At 72.2% G+C, this 17,688-nt stretch carries 20 protein-coding genes and 1 pseudogene; 11 read left to right on the top strand and 10 right to left on the bottom strand.

Annotated features, from left to right (window positions below):
- Positions 1-2: 2 nt before the first annotated feature.
- A complete protein-coding gene (locus tag F563_RS0105270; protein ID WP_019013604.1) occupies positions 3-641 on the top strand; it encodes a glutathione S-transferase family protein in 639 nt (212 codons plus the stop codon).
- 9 nt (positions 642-650) lie between these two features.
- On the opposite strand, the gene F563_RS0105265 is transcribed toward F563_RS0105270, so the two are convergent.
- Positions 651-1,661, bottom strand: coding sequence for a 2-hydroxyacid dehydrogenase (locus F563_RS0105265; protein WP_019013603.1), 1,011 nt, complete (start codon positions 1,659-1,661; stop codon positions 651-653).
- Between the two features lie 103 nt (positions 1,662-1,764).
- On the opposite strand from F563_RS0105265, the gene F563_RS0105260 reads away from it, so the two are divergent.
- The 3 genes from F563_RS0105260 (at position 1,765) to F563_RS0105250 (ending at position 4,846) form a co-directional block, all read left to right on the top strand.
- The gene (locus F563_RS0105260; RefSeq protein WP_019013602.1) at positions 1,765-2,352 is read left to right on the top strand and encodes a LysE family translocator; all 588 of its coding nucleotides are present in this window, start codon (positions 1,765-1,767) and stop codon (positions 2,350-2,352) included.
- Between the two features lie 54 nt (positions 2,353-2,406).
- The gene (locus F563_RS0105255; protein WP_019013601.1) at positions 2,407-3,576 is read left to right on the top strand and encodes an acyl-CoA dehydrogenase family protein; all 1,170 of its coding nucleotides are present in this window, start codon (positions 2,407-2,409) and stop codon (positions 3,574-3,576) included.
- 148 nt (positions 3,577-3,724) lie between these two features.
- On the top strand, positions 3,725-4,846 hold the full coding sequence (locus F563_RS0105250) for a CaiB/BaiF CoA transferase family protein (protein ID WP_019013600.1): 1,122 nt from the start codon (positions 3,725-3,727) through the stop codon (positions 4,844-4,846).
- A 72-nt stretch (positions 4,847-4,918) separates the two neighbouring features.
- On the opposite strand, the gene F563_RS24690 is transcribed toward F563_RS0105250, so the two are convergent.
- The 5 genes and pseudogenes from F563_RS24690 to F563_RS0105225 all read right to left on the bottom strand — a co-directional run bounded on the left by F563_RS24690 (position 4,919) and on the right by F563_RS0105225 (position 8,570).
- Positions 4,919-6,616, bottom strand: coding sequence for a methyl-accepting chemotaxis protein (locus F563_RS24690; RefSeq protein ID WP_019013599.1), 1,698 nt, complete (start codon positions 6,614-6,616; stop codon positions 4,919-4,921).
- Positions 6,617-6,771: 155 nt separating this feature from the next.
- A pseudogene (locus F563_RS24305) lies at positions 6,772-6,966 on the bottom strand (NUDIX hydrolase); the annotation flags it as partial.
- Positions 6,967-6,982: 16 nt separating this feature from the next.
- Positions 6,983-7,285: an AzlD family protein gene (locus F563_RS0105235; protein WP_019013597.1), complete on the bottom strand. Its 303-nt coding sequence runs from the start codon at positions 7,283-7,285 to the stop codon at positions 6,983-6,985.
- A complete protein-coding gene (locus F563_RS0105230; RefSeq protein ID WP_019013596.1) occupies positions 7,282-7,989 on the bottom strand; it encodes an AzlC family ABC transporter permease in 708 nt (235 codons plus the stop codon). Before F563_RS0105230 ends, F563_RS0105235 begins: the two co-directional genes overlap by 4 nt.
- Entirely contained in the window at positions 7,989-8,570 is a 582-nt protein-coding gene (locus F563_RS0105225; RefSeq protein WP_019013595.1) for a RecX family transcriptional regulator, read from the bottom strand. The genes F563_RS0105230 and F563_RS0105225 overlap by 1 nt, the downstream gene beginning before the upstream one ends.
- A 128-nt stretch (positions 8,571-8,698) precedes the next feature.
- Here F563_RS0105225 and F563_RS23785 point away from each other — a divergent pair, with 128 nt between their 5' ends.
- Entirely contained in the window at positions 8,699-9,196 is a 498-nt protein-coding gene (locus tag F563_RS23785) for a PRC-barrel domain-containing protein (protein WP_019013594.1), read from the top strand.
- A 53-nt stretch (positions 9,197-9,249) separates the two neighbouring features.
- Here the strand turns inward: F563_RS23785 and F563_RS0105215 are convergent, their stop codons facing one another.
- Positions 9,250-9,972, bottom strand: coding sequence for a class I SAM-dependent methyltransferase (locus F563_RS0105215; protein ID WP_019013593.1), 723 nt, complete (start codon positions 9,970-9,972; stop codon positions 9,250-9,252).
- 81 nt (positions 9,973-10,053) lie between these two features.
- On the opposite strand from F563_RS0105215, the gene gloB reads away from it, so the two are divergent.
- Genes gloB through F563_RS21640 form a run of 4 tightly spaced genes read left to right on the top strand, consistent with a single transcriptional unit; the run spans position 10,054 to position 12,223 of the window.
- The gene (gene gloB, locus F563_RS0105210) at positions 10,054-10,785 is read left to right on the top strand and encodes a hydroxyacylglutathione hydrolase (RefSeq protein ID WP_019013592.1); all 732 of its coding nucleotides are present in this window, start codon (positions 10,054-10,056) and stop codon (positions 10,783-10,785) included.
- Between the two features lie 13 nt (positions 10,786-10,798).
- Complete coding sequence (locus F563_RS0105205; protein ID WP_019013591.1) at positions 10,799-11,407, top strand: glutathione S-transferase; 609 nt, start codon at positions 10,799-10,801, stop codon at positions 11,405-11,407.
- A gap of 4 nt (positions 11,408-11,411) precedes the next feature.
- Positions 11,412-11,858 (top strand): cupin domain-containing protein, encoded by a 447-nt coding sequence (locus tag F563_RS0105200; RefSeq protein WP_019013590.1) that lies wholly within the window; start codon positions 11,412-11,414, stop codon positions 11,856-11,858.
- A complete protein-coding gene (locus F563_RS21640) occupies positions 11,855-12,223 on the top strand; it encodes a DUF3574 domain-containing protein (RefSeq protein ID WP_035574785.1) in 369 nt (122 codons plus the stop codon). The genes F563_RS0105200 and F563_RS21640 overlap by 4 nt, the downstream gene beginning before the upstream one ends.
- Here F563_RS21640 and yddG read toward each other — a convergent pair.
- Complete coding sequence (gene yddG / locus F563_RS0105190) at positions 12,204-13,067, bottom strand: aromatic amino acid exporter YddG (protein ID WP_019013588.1); 864 nt, start codon at positions 13,065-13,067, stop codon at positions 12,204-12,206. The two genes, F563_RS21640 and yddG, sit on opposite strands and share 20 nt — an antisense overlap.
- 125 nt (positions 13,068-13,192) lie before the next feature.
- On the opposite strand from yddG, the gene F563_RS0105185 reads away from it, so the two are divergent.
- The gene (locus tag F563_RS0105185) at positions 13,193-14,317 is read left to right on the top strand and encodes a patatin-like phospholipase family protein (protein ID WP_019013587.1); all 1,125 of its coding nucleotides are present in this window, start codon (positions 13,193-13,195) and stop codon (positions 14,315-14,317) included.
- A 133-nt stretch (positions 14,318-14,450) separates the two neighbouring features.
- Entirely contained in the window at positions 14,451-16,457 is a 2,007-nt protein-coding gene (locus F563_RS0105180; protein ID WP_019013586.1) for an elongation factor G, read from the top strand.
- Between the two features lie 126 nt (positions 16,458-16,583).
- Here F563_RS0105180 and F563_RS0105175 read toward each other — a convergent pair whose 3' ends face one another.
- Together F563_RS0105175 and F563_RS0105170 are read right to left on the bottom strand one after the other, a co-directional pair.
- Positions 16,584-17,297 carry an NAD-dependent deacylase gene (locus tag F563_RS0105175; protein ID WP_019013585.1) on the bottom strand — a complete coding sequence of 238 codons (714 nt, stop codon included), beginning with the start codon at positions 17,295-17,297 and terminating at the stop codon, positions 16,584-16,586.
- Positions 17,288-17,686 carry a DUF3775 domain-containing protein gene (locus F563_RS0105170; protein WP_019013584.1) on the bottom strand — a complete coding sequence of 133 codons (399 nt, stop codon included), beginning with the start codon at positions 17,684-17,686 and terminating at the stop codon, positions 17,288-17,290. Before F563_RS0105170 ends, F563_RS0105175 begins: the two co-directional genes overlap by 10 nt.
- Positions 17,687-17,688 lie beyond the last annotated feature (2 nt).

Raw genomic sequence — 17,688 nt, 5'->3', positions numbered from 1 at the left:
CGATGAACGACGAGCTTGTCCTCTACACCAACCCGATGTCGCGCGGCCGGATCGCGCGCTGGATGCTCGAGGAGGTCGGGCGCCCCTATCGCGCCGAGATCCTGGAATACGGCACCACCATGAAGGCCACCGCCTATCTGGGGCTGAACCCGATGGGCAAGGTGCCGACCCTGCGGCACGGCGAGACGGTGGTGACGGAGGCGGCGGCGATCTGCGCCTATCTGGCCGATATCTTCCCCGAGGCCGGGCTGGCGCCCCAGATCGGCAGTCCGCTGCGCGGCCCGTACTATCGCTGGATGTTCTTCGCCGCGGGGCCGGTGGAGCATGCGCTCGCCGACAAAGCGCTCGGATTCATTGTACCACCCGAACGTCGCGGCATCGCCGGCTATGGCAGCTTCGACGATGTCGTCACCGTGCTCGACGGGTTGGTGTCGCAGGGCGATTACGTCCTCGGCGCCACGTTCAGCGCGGTCGATGTCTATCTGGGCTCGCAGATCGGGTGGGGGATGCAGTTCGGCACCATCCCCCGACTCGGGTCGTTCGAGCGCTACTGGGAGCGGATCAGCACCCGCCCGGCCGCCTTGCGCGCGCGCGCGATCGACGACGCGCTGGTCGCGGAGCGCGAGGCCGCGAAAGGGTGACGGCCCGGGTCATCCCCGCGTGCCTGCCGCCGTCACGGCATTCTCCAGCGCCTCGCCGCGCGCGAACGCCGTGATGTTGCCGAGCGTCGTGTCGGCGATGTTCTCCAGCGCCTCGCGGGTGAAGAACGCCTGGTGGCCGGTCACCAGCACGTTCGGGAACATCATCAGCCGCTGCAGCGTGTCGTCCTGGATGATCTCGTTCGACAGGTCCTCGAAGAACAGATCGGCCTCCTGCTCGTAGACATCGATCGCGAGCCCGCCGAGCTGGCCGGACTTCAGCGCCTCGATCGCCGCTTCCGCGTCGAGGATCGCGCCGCGCGAGGTGTTCACCACCATCGCGCCGCGCTTCATGCGCGCGAATCCCGCCGCATCCAGCAGGTGGTGGGTCTCGGGGGTCAGCGGGCAGTGCAGCGTGACGAGATCGCTCGCCGCGATCACCGCGCGCGGCTCGCCGTAGCGCACGCCAAGCGCGACAAGCGCCTCATCCGGATACGGATCGGACGCGAGCACGCGGCAGCCGAAGCCCGCGAGCAGGATCCGCGCGACGATCGCGCCGATCTTGCCCGTGCCGACCACGCCGACCGTCTTGCCGTGCAGGTCGAAGCCGAGCAGGCCGTCGAGCGCGAAATTGTTGTCGCGCGTGCGCTGATAGGCGCGGTGGATGTTGCGCACCAGCGACAGCATCAGCCCGACCGTGAACTCGGCCACGGCGTGCGGCGAATAGGCGGGCACGCGCGCGACCGCGATGCCGTGCTGCTCGGCGGCGGCGAGATCGACATTGTTGAACCCCGCGCAGCGCAGCGCGATCAGCTTCGTGCCGCCCTGCGCGAGCCGCGCGATCGCGGCCGCGTTCGCCTCGTCGTTGACGAACAGGCAGACGGCAGGGAACCCGTCGGCCAGCGACGCGGTCTGCGCCGACAGCCGCGGCTCGAAATAGGTGATCTCGTGGCCGTGCGGCGCGTTGCGCTCCTCGAAGCTGCGGCGGTCATAGGGCTTGGTGCTGAACATCGCGACGCGCATGCGACTCCCCCGGCGGTTCATGCAGGCGCCGCAACCCTCGCATGCCGCCCCGAGCCCCGCGCAACCGCTGACAAGGTCAGGGACGCTGTCCCATCATCGGCGCATGGAGACGCTGCCGGCGCTGGTGGCCTTCGCCTTCGCGACCTCGGTGACACCGGGGCCGAACGTCATCATGGTCGCGGCGTCCGCGGCGAATCACGGCGTGCGCGCGACCGTGCCGCACATGGCCGGCATCACGATCGGCTTCCCGGTGATGATCGTGCTGGTCGGTCTCGGCCTGGCCGGCCCCTTCGCCGCGAGCCCGGAGCTGCACGCGGTGTTGAAGTGGATCGGCGCGGCCTGGATCGTCTGGCTCGCCTGGAAGATCGCGCGCGCCGGCGCGCCGGGTGAGGGCGCCCGCAGGCCGCCGCTCGGCTTCTTCGGCGCAGCGGCCTTCCAGTGGGTCAATCCGAAAGCCTGGCTGCTGGCGCTCGCCGCGATCCCCGCCTTCACCCGCCCCGGCGGCGACATCCTGCTGGAAACGCTGCTGATCGCGGTGGTCTTCCTGCTGGTCTCGCCGCCCTCGGTCGGGTTCTGGGCAGTGGTCGGCGCCGGCACGGGACGCATCCTGCGCTCGCCCGCGCGGCTGCGCGCGTTCAACCTGACCATGGCCGTGCTGCTGGTGCTCTCGATCGTCCCGGCCCTGGTCTGACGCCGCCTTGCCCGCCCCTGCCCGCGCGGCTATCAGCCGGGGCGGAGGTGACGCATGGACCAGACGCTCGCCCGACAGGATGCCTGGGCCGATCTGCGCGGCGAGGTCGCCAAGCTCTGCGCGCAGTTCCCCGGCGAGTACTGGCGCAAGCTCGACGCCGAGCGCGGCTACCCGACCGAGTTCGTCCGCGCGCTGACCGAGGCGGGCTATCTCGCAGCGCTGATCCCCGAGGAGTTCGGCGGTGCCGGCCTGCCGCTCTCGGCCGCGGCCGCCATCCTGGAGACGATCCAGGAGCAGGGCTGCAACGGTGCGGCCTGCCACGCGCAGATGTACATCATGGGGACGGTGCTGCGGCACGGCTCGGCGGAACAGAAGGCGCGCTACCTGCCCAAGATCGCCTCGGGCGAGCTCAGGCTCCAGGCCTTCGGCGTGACCGAGCCGACCAGCGGCACCGACACCACCAGCCTGCGCACCACCGCCAAACGCGAGGGCGACACCTGGGTGGTGAACGGCCAGAAGGTCTGGACCTCGCGTGCGGAACATTCCGACCTGATGCTGCTGCTCGCGCGCACCACGCCGCGCGACCAGGTGAAGAAGAAGACCGAGGGGCTCTCCACCTTCCTCGTCGACATGAAGGCGGTGCTCGGCAAGGGCCTGACGATCCGCCCGATCCGTACCATGATGAACCACAACTCCTGCGAGGTGTTCTTCGACAACATGGTGATCCCGGCGGACTCGCTCGTGGGCGAGGAGGGGAAGGGATTCCGCTACATCCTCGACGGGATGAACGCCGAGCGGCTGCTGATCGCCGCCGAGTGCATCGGCGATGCCAAGTGGTTCATCAGCAAGGCGAGCGCCTATGCCAAGGACCGCCGCGTGTTCGGCCGGCCGATCGGGCAGAACCAGGGCATCCAGTTCCCGATCGCGCGCGCCTATGCGCAGATGCGCGCAGCCGAGCTGATGGTGCGCGAGGGCTGCGAGAAGTTCGAGGCTGGGCTGAACTGCGGCGCGGAGGCGAACATGGCGAAGATGCTCGCCGCCGAGGCGAGTTGGGCCGCGGCCGAGATGTGCGTGCAGACGCATGGCGGCTTCGGCTTCGCCGAGGAGTACGACGTGGAGCGGAAGTTCCGCGAGACGCGGCTCTATCAGGTGGCGCCGATCAGCACCAACCTCGTGCTGTCGTATCTCGCGGAGCACGTCTTGGGCTTGCCGAGAAGCTACTGAAGGAAAGGAGGCGGGGGGCCGCAAGGCCCCCCGCACCCCCCCCTGGAGGGCGTCGCTCCCGTTGGTCGCGACGCGGGCCCCGACCAACGGGAGGGGGCCCCCAGGTGCAGGGGGGTGCGGGGGACCAGCGTGGTCCCCCCGCAACTGAATGAACCCACTCGAAGGCCTGCTCGTCCTCACGCTGGAACAAGCCGTCGCGGCACCGTTCCTGTCCTGCAAGCTCGCCGATGCCGGTGCGCGGGTGATCAAGCTCGAACGCCCCGAGGGTGACTTTGCGCGCGGGTACGACGACTACGCCAAGGGCATGTCGAGCTACTTCGTCTGGCTCAACCGCGGCAAGGAATCGCTGGTCGCCGACATCAAGAACCCCGACGACGCGGCACTGCTCCATCGCATCATCGCGCGCGCTGACGTGTTCATCCAGAACCTCGCGCCGGGCGCGGCCGCGCGCGCCGGCTTCGGCTCCGCCAGCCTGCGTGAGAAGAACCCGCGCCTGATCACCGTGGACATCTCCGGCTACGGCGAGGAAGGCGAGTACGCGAAGATGAAGGCCTACGACCTGCTGGTGCAGGCGGAGAGCGGGCTCTGCGCCGTCACCGGCCACCCCGCCGGGCCAGGCCGCGTCGGCGTGTCGGTCTGCGACATCGCCTGCGGCATGGCGGCCTATGCGGGGGTGCTCGAAGCACTGATCCAGCGCGGCATCACCGGCAAGGGTGCGGGGCTCGCGGTCAGCCTGTTCGACGGCATGGCCGACTGGATGAACGTGCCGCTCATCACATACGAGGGTTCAGGGGTGGCGCCGAAGCGCGTCGGCCTCGCGCACCCCTCGATCTCGCCCTACGGCGCCTTTGCGCTGGCCGACGGATCGCTTGTGCTGATCTCGATCCAGAACGAGCGCGAATGGGCGAATCTCTGCACCCACGTGCTGCTGGAACCGGAGCTGCCGAAACGACCCGGCTTCGAGACAAACGTGATCCGCGTGAAGAACCGCGCCGAGGTGGACGGCCACATCGCGGCGATCTTCGCCACGCTGTCGCGCGAGGAAGCCCGCGCGCGCCTCGACCGGGGCGCGATCGCCTACGGCTTCGTCAACGAAGTCGCCGATCTCGCGAAGCATCCGGCTCTCCGCCGGATCGAGGTCACGACGCCGAACGGCCCCGTGCGCTACGCCGCGCCGCCGGTGCGCTGGGCCGAGGGCACGCGCGAGCCGGGGCGCATCCCGGCGATCGGCGAGCATTCGGACCGGATCAGGGCTGAGTTCGCGTCCTGATCTGGTTCTTGTGGGATGGGGGAAGGGGGCCTTGCGGCCCCCTTCGTGGTGTTTTGCTGTGTGGCGTGGCGGTCAGGCGGCCTTCATCTCGGCGAGGAAGCGCTCGACCTGGGTGCGCAGGGTCTCGGCGCCGCGGCTGAGTTCGGCGGCCGCGCCCTGGACCTGTGCGGCGGCCGCGCCGGAGCCGGCGGCCGCCTCCTGCACCGAGCCGATATTCGCCGACACCGCGCCCGTGCCGGCGGCCGCCTGCTGCACGTTGCGCGCGATCTCGGCGGTCGCCGCCCCCTGCTGTTCCACCGCCGCCGCGATCGAGGCGGCGATGCCGCTGATCTTCTCGATCGTGCCGCCGATCGCCCGGATCGCCTCCACCACCCGGCCGGTCTCGCCCTGCACCGCGGCGATCTGGCCGCCGATCTCCTCGGTCGCCTTCGCCGTCTGCGAGGCGAGGTTCTTCACCTCCGAGGCGACCACCGCGAAGCCCTTGCCCGCCTCGCCGGCGCGCGCCGCCTCGATCGTCGCGTTCAGCGCCAGCAGGTTGGTCTGGCCGGCGATGTCGTTGATCAGACGCACCACCTCGCCGATCCGGTGCGCGCTCGCGGCCAGCGACTCGACGGTGCTGTTCGTGCGGGTCGCCTCCGACACCGCCTCCGAGGCGATGCGCGTGCTCTCCGCGACCTGGCGGCTGATCTCGGCGATCGAGGCGGCAAGTTCCTCGGCGGCCGAGGCGACGGTCTGCACGTTCGCACTCGCCTGCTCCGCCGCCGCAGCCACCGCCGTCGCCTGCCGCGAGGTCTCCTCCGCTCCCGCAGCCATCCCCGTCGCGGATGCTTCCATCTCGGTTGCAGCGGCGGCGACGCTCTTCACGACCGAGCCGACCTCGGCCTCAAACTGGTCCGCTGCTGCGAGCAGAGCGCGCCGTCGTTCCTGCCTGGCTTCCTGGTCTTTCCGGGCCATCTCCTCCTGCATCTCGCGGGTGCGGATCAGATTGTCGCGGAAGACGGCCATCGCCGCCGCGATGTCGCCGACCTCGTCCCGTCGGCCCTCGCCGGGGATCGGGCTCTCGGTATCCCCCTCGGCCAGCGCCTTGAGCCGGCCTGCGGCCGCGCGTACCGGCGCGGCGATTCCGCGCGCCCCGATCGCCCAGGCCAGTGCGCCCGCCGCGGTGAGGCCGACGCCGGCAAAGGCAAGCATCACGGTGAGAAGGACGTTGGCCTCGGCGACCGACTCTGCGGCCAGGGTTTCAGCGACCCGGATGGCGGTCCGGTCGAGGTCGCGCGCAAGCTCCTCGACCGTATCGAACGCGGCCACGGAGTTGCGCAGCGCCTCCAGCACCGCCGTCCGATCGTCGCGTCCGGCGGCGACCGCCTCGGCGGCGGCGAGAGTCCTCTCCGCCGCTGCCTGGTAGGCGACGAAGGCGGGCTCCAGCCGGGCGAGCACCGCTTGCCGCGCCGCGCCGGCGCTGGCCCTTGCTTCCGCCACCGTCTGGCGGAAGAGCGCGCCCTGCTCGCTCATCGCCGCGCGGGCCACCGACACGACCGCCGCGGTCGGTTCGGCGGCGAGCTGGTTTTCGCGCCGGCGGATCTGCAGCGCCGCCCGGCCGAGTGTACCGGCCTGACTGGCCGAATGCCCGGCCGCCGCGACCTCGTCCAGACGGCCCGAAAGGGCGGTGATGCCCTTTAATCCGGCACCGGCGACAGCGGCCAGCAGCAGCGTCAGGCACACGGCCAGCACGGCGATCTTGGGCGTGAAGCGGAGATTGGTGAAGCGCATGGCGACCTTCCTTCGTTGCGACAGGGCCGCTGCGGTCCGCCGCGCCGGGCCCCGTGTGGCCACCACCATTACCTCGGCGCCTTAAGTTCGCGTTACGACGCACCCCCGGTCGGCGTGCGGCGGTTACAGCGGAGGTCTGCGCGGGCAGCAGCTCCTCAGCCGCCCTGATCGAGCGCCGCGCGCAGCCGCGTCGCGCCCTCGCCGGCCGGGATCAGGCCTTCGCGCAGGAACAGGTCGATCAGCATCAGATTGACGTTGAACTTGAACGCGTCCGTGTCGCGCACCGCGGCGAACACCGGGGCGATCGGCCAGAGATCGAACCGCTCCACCTCGTCATCGCCGGGTCGCGGCGCGTCAGCCCGTGCACTACATGAGCGTGCGCGCGAGCCAGAAGGCCGCGACTCCGACCAGCAGCGCCAACGGCGTCGAGCCGGTCGCGCGCATGACGAGCAGCGTCGCCGCCGCGCCGACGAACCCGGGCCACCCCTCGCGCACCACCGCCGGGGCGGCGAAGGCGACGAACAGCGTGCCCGGCACATGGCCCAGGAAGGCGCGCAGGAACGGCCCCGGCTGCACGCGCCGCAGCACCAGATAGCCCGAGGCGCGGCAGGCGAAGGTGGCGAGCGCCATGCCGAGGATCGCGGCGAGCGTGACGGGGTCGAGGCTCATCGCTGCCCTGCCCCGCCCGCGGTCTCGCGCAGCGCGCCGGCGAGGCTGCCCGCGACCGCGCCGCTCACCACCGCCAGCGCCGGGTTCGGCAACAGCGGCCCGACGCCGAGCGACACCGCGGCCGCGATCGCCCAGGGCGCGGCATCGCCGCGTCCGCGCCAGATCGGCACCAGCAGCGCGATGAAACAGGCCGGGGCGGCGAAGAACAGCGGATGACCGCGCGGCAACGCCACCACTGCGCCGAGCGCATGACCGAGGATCGTGGTCGCGAGCCAGGCGCTCCACAGCGTCACCGCCGAGCCGAGATAGAACAGCGCGTCGTGCCGGCCCGCGCGCATCTCGGCGATCGCCAGCGCCCAGGCGTGATCGACGATCGCGCTCACGGTCGCCCATTTGCGCACGCCCTTCAGCGCGTCGATCCAGGGCGCGAGCGAGGGGCCCATCAGCGCGAAGCGCACGTTCACCGCGAGCGCCGCGAGGGTGGCCGAGGCGATCGGCGCCGGGTCGGTCCAGAACTCCAGCGCCAGGATCTGCGAGGAGCCGGCGAAGACGAGCGCGCTCATCAGCGCCTGTTCCAGCGCCGAGAGGCCCTGCGCCTGCGCCAGCACGCCGACAACCAGGCCGAAGGGAACGAGCCCGACGGTCAGGGGCAGGGTCGCGCGCGCGCCGCGGCGGAACCCCGCGCCGGTGGCGATCACGCGCATCAGCGACGGAACGCGGCGATGCGTGCCTCCGCCTCCTCGGCGTCCATCGCCAGCGCGGCCTCGGCGAGCGCGCGCGGAAAGCCGGCGCGGGCCAGCGCGGCGAGCGCCTTGCGGCGCGCCTCGGGCGGCGGGTCGGGCGGACCATAGGGACCGATGCGCCGCTTGCGCGCGGCGATCAGAACGGCGGCGAGGCGGGCATCGTCATCCGGCAGGGCGGCGTCGATCGCATCACCTGCCGCCTCGCCGGCGCCCTTCGCCGCGAGATGCGCCCCGATCGCCGCGGCGGACCGGCCGCTGCGCGCGAGCCGGCGGGCACGCGCGGCGGCGAAGGCCGCATCGTCCACCGCCCCGGCCGCGGCGAGGCGCGCCACCACCGCCTCGGCGGCGGCGCGCGCCGCTGCGATCGCGCGGTCGCGCTCGTCGTCGGAGACCTCGGCCGTCCGAGCCCAGCGCGCGATCCGGTTGGCGAGCACGCGCAGCAGCCCCGCCCGCGTCGCCGCGAAACGCGCGAGATGCGCGACCGCGGCCTCGTGCAGCGAGGCCTCGGTCGGGGGCGGAAGCGGGCGCGGCCGGCGCGTCATGGCCGCAGAAGCATGACAGGCGGGTGAGCCGGACGAAACCGTGCCCGCGATGCGCCGTTCTCCGGTCAGATCGCGGGCCGGCGCATGAACCTCCGCCCGACGGTCCAGAGCGAAGGAAGGAATGGACCATGCGACTCAACGACACGATCAGGGCGATGCTGCTCGCCGGCGTCATCGTCAGCCCGGCATTGGCGCAGCAGACCACCACCGATCCGGCGGCGCCCGCCATGCCGGGCCAGCCGCTTCCCGAGCGCGTCGCGCCCCCGACCCCGCCCGCCGCCATGCCCGCGACACCGGCCACGCCCTCGCAGGCGATGCCCGCCGCCCCGCGCGCGGCCGATCCGGCCGCGGTCGCCGCGTCCGGCATGCGCGCCTCCAAGGTGGTCGGCGCGACCGTGCGCAACGGCGAGCGCGAGAGCATCGGCTCGATCGACGACCTGATCATCACGCCGGACGAGCGCGTGCCCGTGGCGGTGCTGTCGGTCGGCGGTTTCCTGGGCATCGGCGCCAAGCTGGTCGCGGTGCCGTTCGAGCGGCTGCAGATCGACCGCGAGGGCAACGTGACCCTACCCGGGGCCACGCGTGACAGCCTGCGCGAGCTGCCGGCGTTCGAGTATCCGGCCTGATCGCGGCAGGCGCGGCAGGCGGCCGGCCCGGCGGGGCCGGCCGTCACCGCCTTTCAGCCGCTGTCCACCGCAGTCATCACGCGCCTGCGCGCGGGCGCTGCCTCGGCTGCCGGGATGGCGGCGTACATGTCCTTTGACGCCTCGACGATGACGACACCGGCGAGGCGCGGGCCGAGCCGCCGGCCGAGCCGCTCCCAGGCGCCGGCCGTGCGGAGCAGTGGCCGCCAGGCGAAGGGCGGCAGGTAGAGCGCGCCGTCGCGACGGAGCGCGCGGAACATCGTCGCCTCCAGCAGCCGCGCGAGCTGATCGGCCGAGAACGGGCGGCCATGGCCGAAGGGCGTACGCTCGGCATAGGCCCACCAGCCGGTGCGGTTCGGCACCACCACGATCAGCCGCCCGTCGTCCTTGAGCACCCGCCACGCCTCGCGCAGCATCCGCCGCGTCTGACCGGCGTGTTCCAGCGCATGCACCATCAGAACGCGATCGAAATGGAGGTCAGGAAACGGCAGCCGGTCCTCCTCGGCCACGCAGGCGAGGTTCGGCCGGTGGCGCGGCCAGCGTGCGGGCCCCATCTGCACCGGCAGGCAGGCGACCGTGCGGTCGCGCGGCTCGGTGCGCCAGACGCGCAGATAGGGCAACGCATAGCCGAGCCCAAGCGTGCGCGTCCCCGGAACGACCGGCCAGAGCGCGCGCAGCCTCGTCCGCAGCGTGGTGGTCACCACCTTGCCGTGCGGCGAGGCGTAGAAGCGGGTGAGGGCGCCGGCATCCTCCGCCATCGCGCCCTCATAGCACGCGCTGGGCCCAAACCCAGCGCCGGCTCGGTTGGCCGGGAGAGGGGCGGGTGGTAGGAACGCGCCATGGCACGTCTCGAGATCGTCCCCGTCCCCGCCCTCTCCGACAACTATGTCTGGCTGCTGCGCGATGAGGCCACCGGCACGGTCGCCGTGGTCGATCCCGGCGAGGACGGACCGGTCGAGGCCGCGCTCGCGGCGCGGGGCTGGGAGCCCGCGCTCATCCTGCTGACGCACCATCACGGCGATCATGTCGGCGGGGTGGCGGCGCTGAAGGCGGCGCATGGCGCGGCTGTGATCGGCGCGGCGGCGGATGCGCACCGCCTGCCCGCGCTTGACCGTGCGGTGAGCCCGGGCGACACGGTCGCGGTCGGCGAGAGCGAGGCCGTGGTGATCGACACGCCGGGCCACACGCGCGGCCACATCGCCTATCACTTTCCCGAGGCGGGCGTGCTCGCCTGCGGCGATACGCTGTTCTCGCTCGGCTGCGGGCGGATGTTCGAGGGCTCGGCCGAGGAGTTCTTCGCCGCGCTGACGCGGCTCGCCGCGCTTCCGGACGACACGCTCGTGCTCTGCGGGCACGAGTACACCCAGTCCAACGCCCGTTTCGCGCTGACGGTGGAGCCCGACAACGCTGCCTTGCGCGCGCGCGCCGCCGAGGTCGAGGCGCAGCGGGCGGCCGGGCGGCCCACCGTGCCGGTGACGCTCGGCGCCGAGAAGGCGGCGAACCCGTTCCTGCACGCGCGCGATGCGGCCGCGTTCGCGGCACTGCGCGCGGCCAAGGATTCCTTCCGCTGAAAGGACGTTCCGCGTGAAGCTGTTCCACTCGCCGGCGAGCCCCTTCGTGCGCAAGGTGATGGCCTGCGCGATCGCGCGCGACATCGACGACCGGATCGAGAAGGTCTGGTGCGATGTGCACGCCTCGCCGCCCGACCTGCTGGCGGTCAACCCGCTCGGCAAGATCCCGACCCTGATCGGCGCGGACGGCATCGCCTACATGGACAGCCCGCTGATCTGCGAATACCTCGACGGGATCGGCGCGGCCCCGCCCCTCTACCCGGCCGAGCGTGGCGCGCGCCTGGCCGCGCTCAGGCTGCACGCGCTCGGCCACGGGATCATGGAGGCGGCGGTGGCGCGGCGCGGCGAGAGCCTTCGCCCCGAGGAGGCGGCGCGGACGGCGGCGATGGCGCGCATGCGCGATGCGATCGCGCGCACGCTCGATCTGCTGGAGCGCGAGGCGGACAGCCTGATGGGGCCGTTCACGATCGGCTCGATCACGGTGGGCTGCGCGCTCGGCTATCTCGATTTCCGCTTCGCCGCCGAGCCCTGGCGCGAGACGCATCCGAAGCTCGCGGTGTGGTTCGAGAGTGCCTCGAAGCACCGCGCCTTCGTCGAGACCGCGCCGGTCGCGCCGAAGTGACGCGATGAACCTGATCGATCCCCGCACCGATCCGGATGCGGTGATCGCGGCGCTCGGTCTCGCCCCGCACCCCGAGGGCGGCTGGTATCGCGAGACCTGGCGCGACACGCCCGCCGACGGCTCGCGCGGCGCGGGAACGGCGATCCTGTTCCTGCTCAAGGGCGAGGAGACGTCGCACTGGCATCGCGTGGACGCGACCGAGCTCTGGCACTGGCACGGCGGCGCGCCCCTGGTGCTGACGGTGTCGCCCGATGGTCATGACGCCGAGGCGACGTGGCTCGGCCCCGATCTCGGCGCCCGGCAGATGCCGCAGCGAATCGTGCCAGCCGGATGGTGGCAGACCGCCGCGAGCCTCGGGCGCTGGACGCTGGTCGGCTGCACCGTCAGTCCGGCCTTCACCTTCGAGGGGTTCGAGCTCGCCCCGCCCGACTGGCGGCCGGTGCCGCGGTGAGGGCGCTGGCGCTCGCGGCTCTGCTCGCTTCCTGCGCCGCTCCGCCAACGCATGTGCAGACCACGCTCTATCTCGGCCGCGCGATCCCGGCTGGAGGTGTGGTCGATGACCGCGCGGTCGAGGTCTTTGTCGCCGACACGGTCGCGCGGCATCTGCCGGCCGGGTTCACCCTGATCGCCGGCACCGGCGGCTGGCGCGACACCGGGACCGGCCGCACGATCACCGAACCCACACTGGTGCTCATCGTGCTGCATCCGTCGGGCGAGCGCGGACCCGTCGAGGCGGTGGCACGCGCCTGGGCCGAGCGCTTCGGCCAGCAATCGGTGCTGCGCGTCGAGCTTCCGGTCAGCGACCTGCGGTTCTGAGCCCCGTCGCGACCAGCGCGCCGGCGACCACCAGGGCACAGCCGACCCAGAGCGCAATGCCGCCCTCGGCCCGGCCGGCGAGGACCAGCCAGAGCGTCGAGAACACGGGCGCGAAATAGGCGAGTACGCCGAGCAGGCGCAGATCGCCGTGCTTGACCCCGTGATCCCAGACGAAGAACGCGAGCCCGACCGGGCCGAGCCCGAGCCCCAGCACCGCGACCCAGGCGCCGCCCTCGGGCCAGCGCGTCGTCTCGAAGGCGAGATGGACGACGGCGGCGAGCAGCGCCGTCACAAGGCAGAATCCGGCCACCGCATCCGACGGTACCTCGCCGAAGCGACGGTTCAGCACCGAGTATCCCGACCACGCGAGAGCCGCGCCGAGCGCGCAGGCATAGCCCGGAAGATGCGCGGCATCGAACCCGGCACCGCCGCCGATCGCGAGCGCGCAGCCGCCGAGGCCGAGCGCCGCGCCGACGAGATGCCGCGCACCCAGCCGCTGGCCCGGCAGCAGACCGGCGAACAGCACGATCAGCAGCGGCCAGAGATAGTTGATCAGGTTCGCCTCGACCGCGGGCGCGAGCGCCAAGGCGGCGAAGTAGAAGGCGTGATAGCCGAACAGCCCCGCCACGCCGAGGACCCAGGCCCCGACCGGCACGGAGCGTTTCGTCCTGCCGCCGCTGCGTAGCGCACGCGCGGCAATCCCGACCGTGCCCGCGATCGCGAAGGTCATCGCGACGAGTTGCAACGGCGGCACGCCCACGGCGAGCACCGTCAGGAGCGCGAGCGTCGACCACAGCACGACCGCCAGCGCACCGATCGCGGTCGCGCGCGACACCGCGTCCATCCAACCTCTCCTTGTCCTGCGGCGCGTGCGGTGTCCCCCGCGCGCCCGCCCTCGTCAAGCGGGTTGCAGCGCAACGTCATGACGACGCAGCATCAGGAGCGCAACCATCCGGGAGGCGAACGGCGATGACACGGCACCGTATCCTCAGCCTCGACGGCGGCGGCGCCTGGGCGCTGATCCAGGTGCGCGCCCTCATCAATCTCTACGGGCTGTCGGCGCGCGGCCATGACGTGCTGGCCGAGTTCGACCTCGCCGCTGCGAACTCGGGCGGGTCTCTGGTGCTGGGCGGGCTGCTGATGGACCTGACGCTCGAAGAGCTGCTCGGCCTGTTCCTCGATCAGGCGAAGCGCCGGAGCATCTTCGCCGCGCCGGGCATCTGGCCTGGCCGCTACGCCGCGACCGGCAAGCTCGCCGGGCTGCGCGCGATCCTGGGACCGTGGGACAAGCCGCTGCCGGAGGTCGGCTCGCGCGCGGGCAATCGCGGCAGGCTTCTGCCGCATCTGCTGATCTGCGCCTACGACCTCCCGGCGCAGCGCGGCGTGCTGTTCCGGTCGGATCTCAGTTCCCCCTCGGCCGCGTTCGAGCCGCCGCCGCGCCGGCCCTCCGCGTCGCTGGCCGAGGCGATCCACGCGAGCTCGAACGCGCCGGTCCTCTATTTCGACGATGCCGCGCGGTTCGGCGGCGGCACCTACTGGGACGGCGCGATCGCCGGGTGGAACTGCCCCGCCGCGATCGCCGCAGTCGAGGCGCTCGGCTATGGCTGGCGGCCCGGCGAGATCGCGCTGCTCTCGCTCGGCACGGCGCGCGTGGACGGTCGCGAGAAACCGCTCGCCCCGCCCTCCGAGGACATGGGGCTCAAGCTCCGACGCCTCGGCGTCGAGGTCGGCTACATGCTGCGCGCGATCCTGAAGGAGCCGCCGAACTCTGCGCCGCTGCACGCGCACATCATGCTGGGGGGCAGGCTGCCGACCAACCCGGCCGATCCGGTAGAGGACGGGCCGGTCGTGCGGATGAATCCGAATCCCGGGCTCGCCAATGCCGATCCGCCGCACGCGGTGCTCGCCGCCCTCGACATGGACGCGGTCGCCGACCAGGACGTGGCGCTGATCGTGCGGCTCTCCGACCGCTGGATCGCCAACCAGGTGCCGAATGAGCCGGTGCGCGCGAACCGCCTCGGCACGCCGGAGATCGGGCATGGCACGCTCGCCGGTGCGGTGGCGGCCTGGCAGCGCCTCGCGCCGCCGCGCTGATTCCGGTCGCGCTCGGCGCCAGGACGGGTAGAGTTGGCGGCGGAGGGGCGACCCTCCGTCCCCTGGCGGGATGGCGGGCGCCCCGTAACCTCGGGACAGGCCGCGCGCACAAGCGGCCGGGGAGACGCCGCAGATGCCAGAGAAAGACACCCCCGCCCCCAACGGCACTGGCCGGCACGGGCCGCGCGCGATCGCGCTGGTCGGCCCGCAGGGGGCGGGGAAATCCACGCTGTTCGAGGCGATGCTCGCCGCCGCCGGCTCGCCGCTCAAGCGCCCGACCGAGGCGCGCGACCGCACCATGGGCACCGAGACCCGGCTCGGCCACTGTACCTATCTCGGCGAGAGCTTCGCCTTGCTCGACTGCCCGGGCTCGGTCGAGTTCGCCCATGAGGCGGCGAGCGCGCTCGCCATCGCCGACATGGCGGTCCTGGTCTGCGAGCCGGACCCCACCCGCGCGCTGGGCCTCGCCCCCGTGTTCCGCATGCTCGAGGAGCAGGGCGTGCCATGCCTGGTGTTCGTCAACAAGATCGACACCATGGCCGAGAGCAGCGTGCGCGAAACGATGGAGGCGTTGCAGACGCAGTCGCGCCGGCCGCTGGTGCTGCGCCAGGTGCCGATCCGCGAGGGCGAGGAGATCACCGGGTATGTCGATCTCGTCAGCGAGCGCGCCTATCGCTACCGGCGCGGAGAGCCGTCAGAGTTGATCCGCATGCCGGAGGCGGTGGTCGAGCGCGAGCGCGAGGCGCGCACCGTGCTCGCCGAGACGCTGGCCGATCACGACGACGCGCTGCTGGAGAAGCTGATCGAGGACTCGGTCGCGACCCCTGAGGACCTCTACCGCGTGATGCACCAGGACCTCGTCGCCGGCGCGGTGGATGCCGTGCTGCTCGGCTGCGCCGAGCGGGGCGGGGGCGTGCGGCGGCTGTGGAAGGCGCTGCGCCATGACGCGCCCGATGTCGTCGAGACCGCCGCCCGGCGCGGGCTCGATCCGGCGTTGGAGGGGCCGGTCGCGCAGATCTTCAAGAGCGTGCACACCGGCCATGGCGGCAAGCTCTCCTATGCGCGCATCTGGCGTGGCCCGCTGAAGGACGGCACCACGCTGGAGGGCACGCGGCTCGGCGGGATCACGCGCTTCCCGGGCCTGGAGGCGGAGAAGGTGCCGGAGGCGGCGTCGGGCGACGTGGTGGCGCTCGGCCGGCTGGAGGGGCTCGCCACCGGCAGAACGATCTCGACGGGCAAGGATACCGCGCAGTTGCCGTTCCCTGCGCCGCTGCCGCCCGTGCATGCGCTCGCGGTCGCGACCGAGGACCGCAAGGATGATGTGCGGCTGACCGCCGCGCTCGGCAAGCTGATGGAGGAGGACCCGTCGCTGTCGGTGACGCAGGACGCGGAGCTCGGCCAGATCCTGATCGAGGGCCAGGGCGACATCCATCTGCAGACGGCGGTGGCGCGGCTGGGCAAGGCGCATGGGGTGAAGGTGACGGTCGCGAAGCCGCGCACGCCCTATCGCGAGACGATCCGTCGGCCGGTGCGCCAGCATGCGCGGCTGAAGCGCCAGACCGGCGGGCACGGCCAGTTCGCGGACGTGACGCTCGAGATCGAGCCGCGCGGCCGCGGCGAGGGGTTCGCCTTCATCGACAAGATCGTCGGCGGCGTGGTGCCGCGGCGGTTCATCCCGGCGGTCGGCGAGTCGGCCGAGGAGTCGACGCGCAAGGGGCCGCTCGGCCATCCGGTGGTGGACATCGCGGTGACGCTGGTCGATGGCGGGTTCCACTCGGTGGACAGCAGCGACATGGCGTTCGCGACTGCGACGCGGATGGCGATGCAGGAAGGACTGGCGGCGGCGGGGCCGGTGTTGCTCGAACCGATCCACCACGTGTCGATGTATGTGCCGAACGGGTTTACGGCGGCGGCGCAGCGGCTTCTGTCGGAGCGTCGCGGCCAGATCCTGGGCTACTCCGAGCGTGAGGGCTGGCCCGGCTGGGACGAGGTGCAGGCGCTGGTGCCGGCGGCCGAGCTGCACGGCATGATCATCGAACTCCGGTCGATGAGCATGGGCCTCGGCACCTACGTGCATCGGTTCGACCACCTCGCCGAGGTGCAGGGCGCGGCCGCGGCGCGCGCGGCGGCGGCGGGCTGAAGGTGCAGGGGGGGCTGGGGGGACCAGCGTGGTCCCCCCACGACGCTTTCGCGGCTGAGGCAAGGCCAAGCGCTATCGTGTGCGTCCCTGGTCGCGGACGCTCTGCGCGCCGGCTCCGCCGTACCGCTAGCCCATCAAGCGGGCCACGAACGCGGGTACGACTTCAGTCGCCCGCCCATGGATCGCCTCGTCGAACAGGTGGCTGCCTTCGCTCGGTTCCAGGTTGAGCTCCACCGTGCGCGCGCGCCCGCGCACCTCGGCGACGAACCCGGCCGCCGGATAGACCGCGCCCGAGGTGCCGATCGAAACGAACAGCCCGCAGCGGTCGAGGGCCGCGCCGATCTGCTCCATGGCTAGCGGCATCTCGCCGAACCACACCACGTGCGGCCGCATTCCGCCGGCCTGGCCGCAGGACGGGCACGGCGTCTCGACCGAGAGGTCCTCGCGCCACGGCATCACCGCGCCGCACAACCGGCAACGCGCCTTGGCGAGCTCGCCGTGCATGTGGATCAGGTTCGCGGTGCCGGCACGATCGTGCAGGTCATCGACGTTCTGCGTCACGACGGTCACGCCCCCGGGCCAGTCATGGGACAGCCGCGCGACCGCGTGATGCGCCGCGTTCGGCTGCACGTGCGGATCGGTGATCTGCCGCCGCCGCGCATTGTAGAAAGCGTGCACCCGGGCCGGGTCGCGCGCGAACGCCTCCGGCGTGGCGACGTCCTCGATGCGCACCTTGGCCCAGATGCCGTCGGCGTCGCGGAAGGTGGCGAGGCCGCTCTCGCGCGAGATGCCCGCCCCGGTCAGCACCACGATCGACGCATCGCGCGGGATCAGTCGCACGAAAGCCCGAACGCCGACAGCCCCTCCTCCAGATAGTCGCCCAGCAGCGGCATGCCGACCAGGTAGTCATCGGCATTGCGCAGGTTGCGCTCCTTGGCGGTACGCACGGCCTCGTCCCACTCCGAGACATCGAACTCGCCGCGGCCGATCCAGGCGAGCGCGATCAGCGCGGCCTGCTCGTCCTCGTTCATCTCGGCGATCGCGTCACGGAGCTCCTCGGCGATCGTGTCGCCCTCCTCCTCGAGCAGATGCGCCTCGGGATCGTCATCGTCCGGGTCGGCGTCGCCATCGCCCGCCTCCTTGGCGTCGAAGGCGCGCGCACGCGCGATCACCCAGCAGACGGTTTCCGTGGAGATGCCGAGTTCGGGAACGTCGTCCTCGTCCGCCATGG

It is taken from the genome of Elioraea tepidiphila DSM 17972 (genome assembly GCF_000378465.1).
Taxonomy (GTDB): domain Bacteria; phylum Pseudomonadota; class Alphaproteobacteria; order Acetobacterales; family Acetobacteraceae; genus Elioraea; species Elioraea tepidiphila.
The sequence above is the reverse complement of the archived record's forward strand: the minus strand, read 5'-3'. Positions and strand labels throughout refer to the sequence as shown.

Excerpts from the sequence above, each read along its gene's own strand:
- F563_RS0105230 (WP_019013596.1), bottom strand. The coding sequence starts at position 7,989 with ATGCGCGTGATCGCCACCGGCGCGGGGTTCCGCCGCGGCGCGCGCGCG.
- F563_RS0105255 (WP_019013601.1), top strand. The coding sequence starts at position 2,407 with ATGGACCAGACGCTCGCCCGACAGGATGCCTGGGCCGATCTGCGCGGC.
- F563_RS0105170 (WP_019013584.1), bottom strand. The coding sequence starts at position 17,686 with ATGGCGGACGAGGACGACGTTCCCGAACTCGGCATCTCCACGGAAACC.
- F563_RS0105185 (WP_019013587.1), top strand. The coding sequence starts at position 13,193 with ATGACACGGCACCGTATCCTCAGCCTCGACGGCGGCGGCGCCTGGGCG.
- F563_RS0105235 (WP_019013597.1), bottom strand. The coding sequence starts at position 7,285 with ATGAGCCTCGACCCCGTCACGCTCGCCGCGATCCTCGGCATGGCGCTC.
- F563_RS0105200 (WP_019013590.1), top strand. The coding sequence starts at position 11,412 with ATGAACCTGATCGATCCCCGCACCGATCCGGATGCGGTGATCGCGGCG.
- F563_RS0105265 (WP_019013603.1), bottom strand. The coding sequence starts at position 1,661 with ATGCGCGTCGCGATGTTCAGCACCAAGCCCTATGACCGCCGCAGCTTC.
- gloB (WP_019013592.1), top strand. The coding sequence starts at position 10,054 with ATGGCACGTCTCGAGATCGTCCCCGTCCCCGCCCTCTCCGACAACTAT.
- yddG (WP_019013588.1), bottom strand. The coding sequence starts at position 13,067 with ATGGACGCGGTGTCGCGCGCGACCGCGATCGGTGCGCTGGCGGTCGTG.
- F563_RS0105215 (WP_019013593.1), bottom strand. The coding sequence starts at position 9,972 with ATGGCGGAGGATGCCGGCGCCCTCACCCGCTTCTACGCCTCGCCGCAC.
- F563_RS0105260 (WP_019013602.1), top strand. The coding sequence starts at position 1,765 with ATGGAGACGCTGCCGGCGCTGGTGGCCTTCGCCTTCGCGACCTCGGTG.
- F563_RS23785 (WP_019013594.1), top strand. The coding sequence starts at position 8,699 with ATGCGACTCAACGACACGATCAGGGCGATGCTGCTCGCCGGCGTCATC.
- F563_RS0105270 (WP_019013604.1), top strand. The coding sequence starts at position 3 with ATGAACGACGAGCTTGTCCTCTACACCAACCCGATGTCGCGCGGCCGG.
- F563_RS0105250 (WP_019013600.1), top strand. The coding sequence starts at position 3,725 with ATGAACCCACTCGAAGGCCTGCTCGTCCTCACGCTGGAACAAGCCGTC.
- F563_RS24690 (WP_019013599.1), bottom strand. The coding sequence starts at position 6,616 with ATGCGCTTCACCAATCTCCGCTTCACGCCCAAGATCGCCGTGCTGGCC.
- F563_RS0105225 (WP_019013595.1), bottom strand. The coding sequence starts at position 8,570 with ATGACGCGCCGGCCGCGCCCGCTTCCGCCCCCGACCGAGGCCTCGCTG.
- F563_RS0105180 (WP_019013586.1), top strand. The coding sequence starts at position 14,451 with ATGCCAGAGAAAGACACCCCCGCCCCCAACGGCACTGGCCGGCACGGG.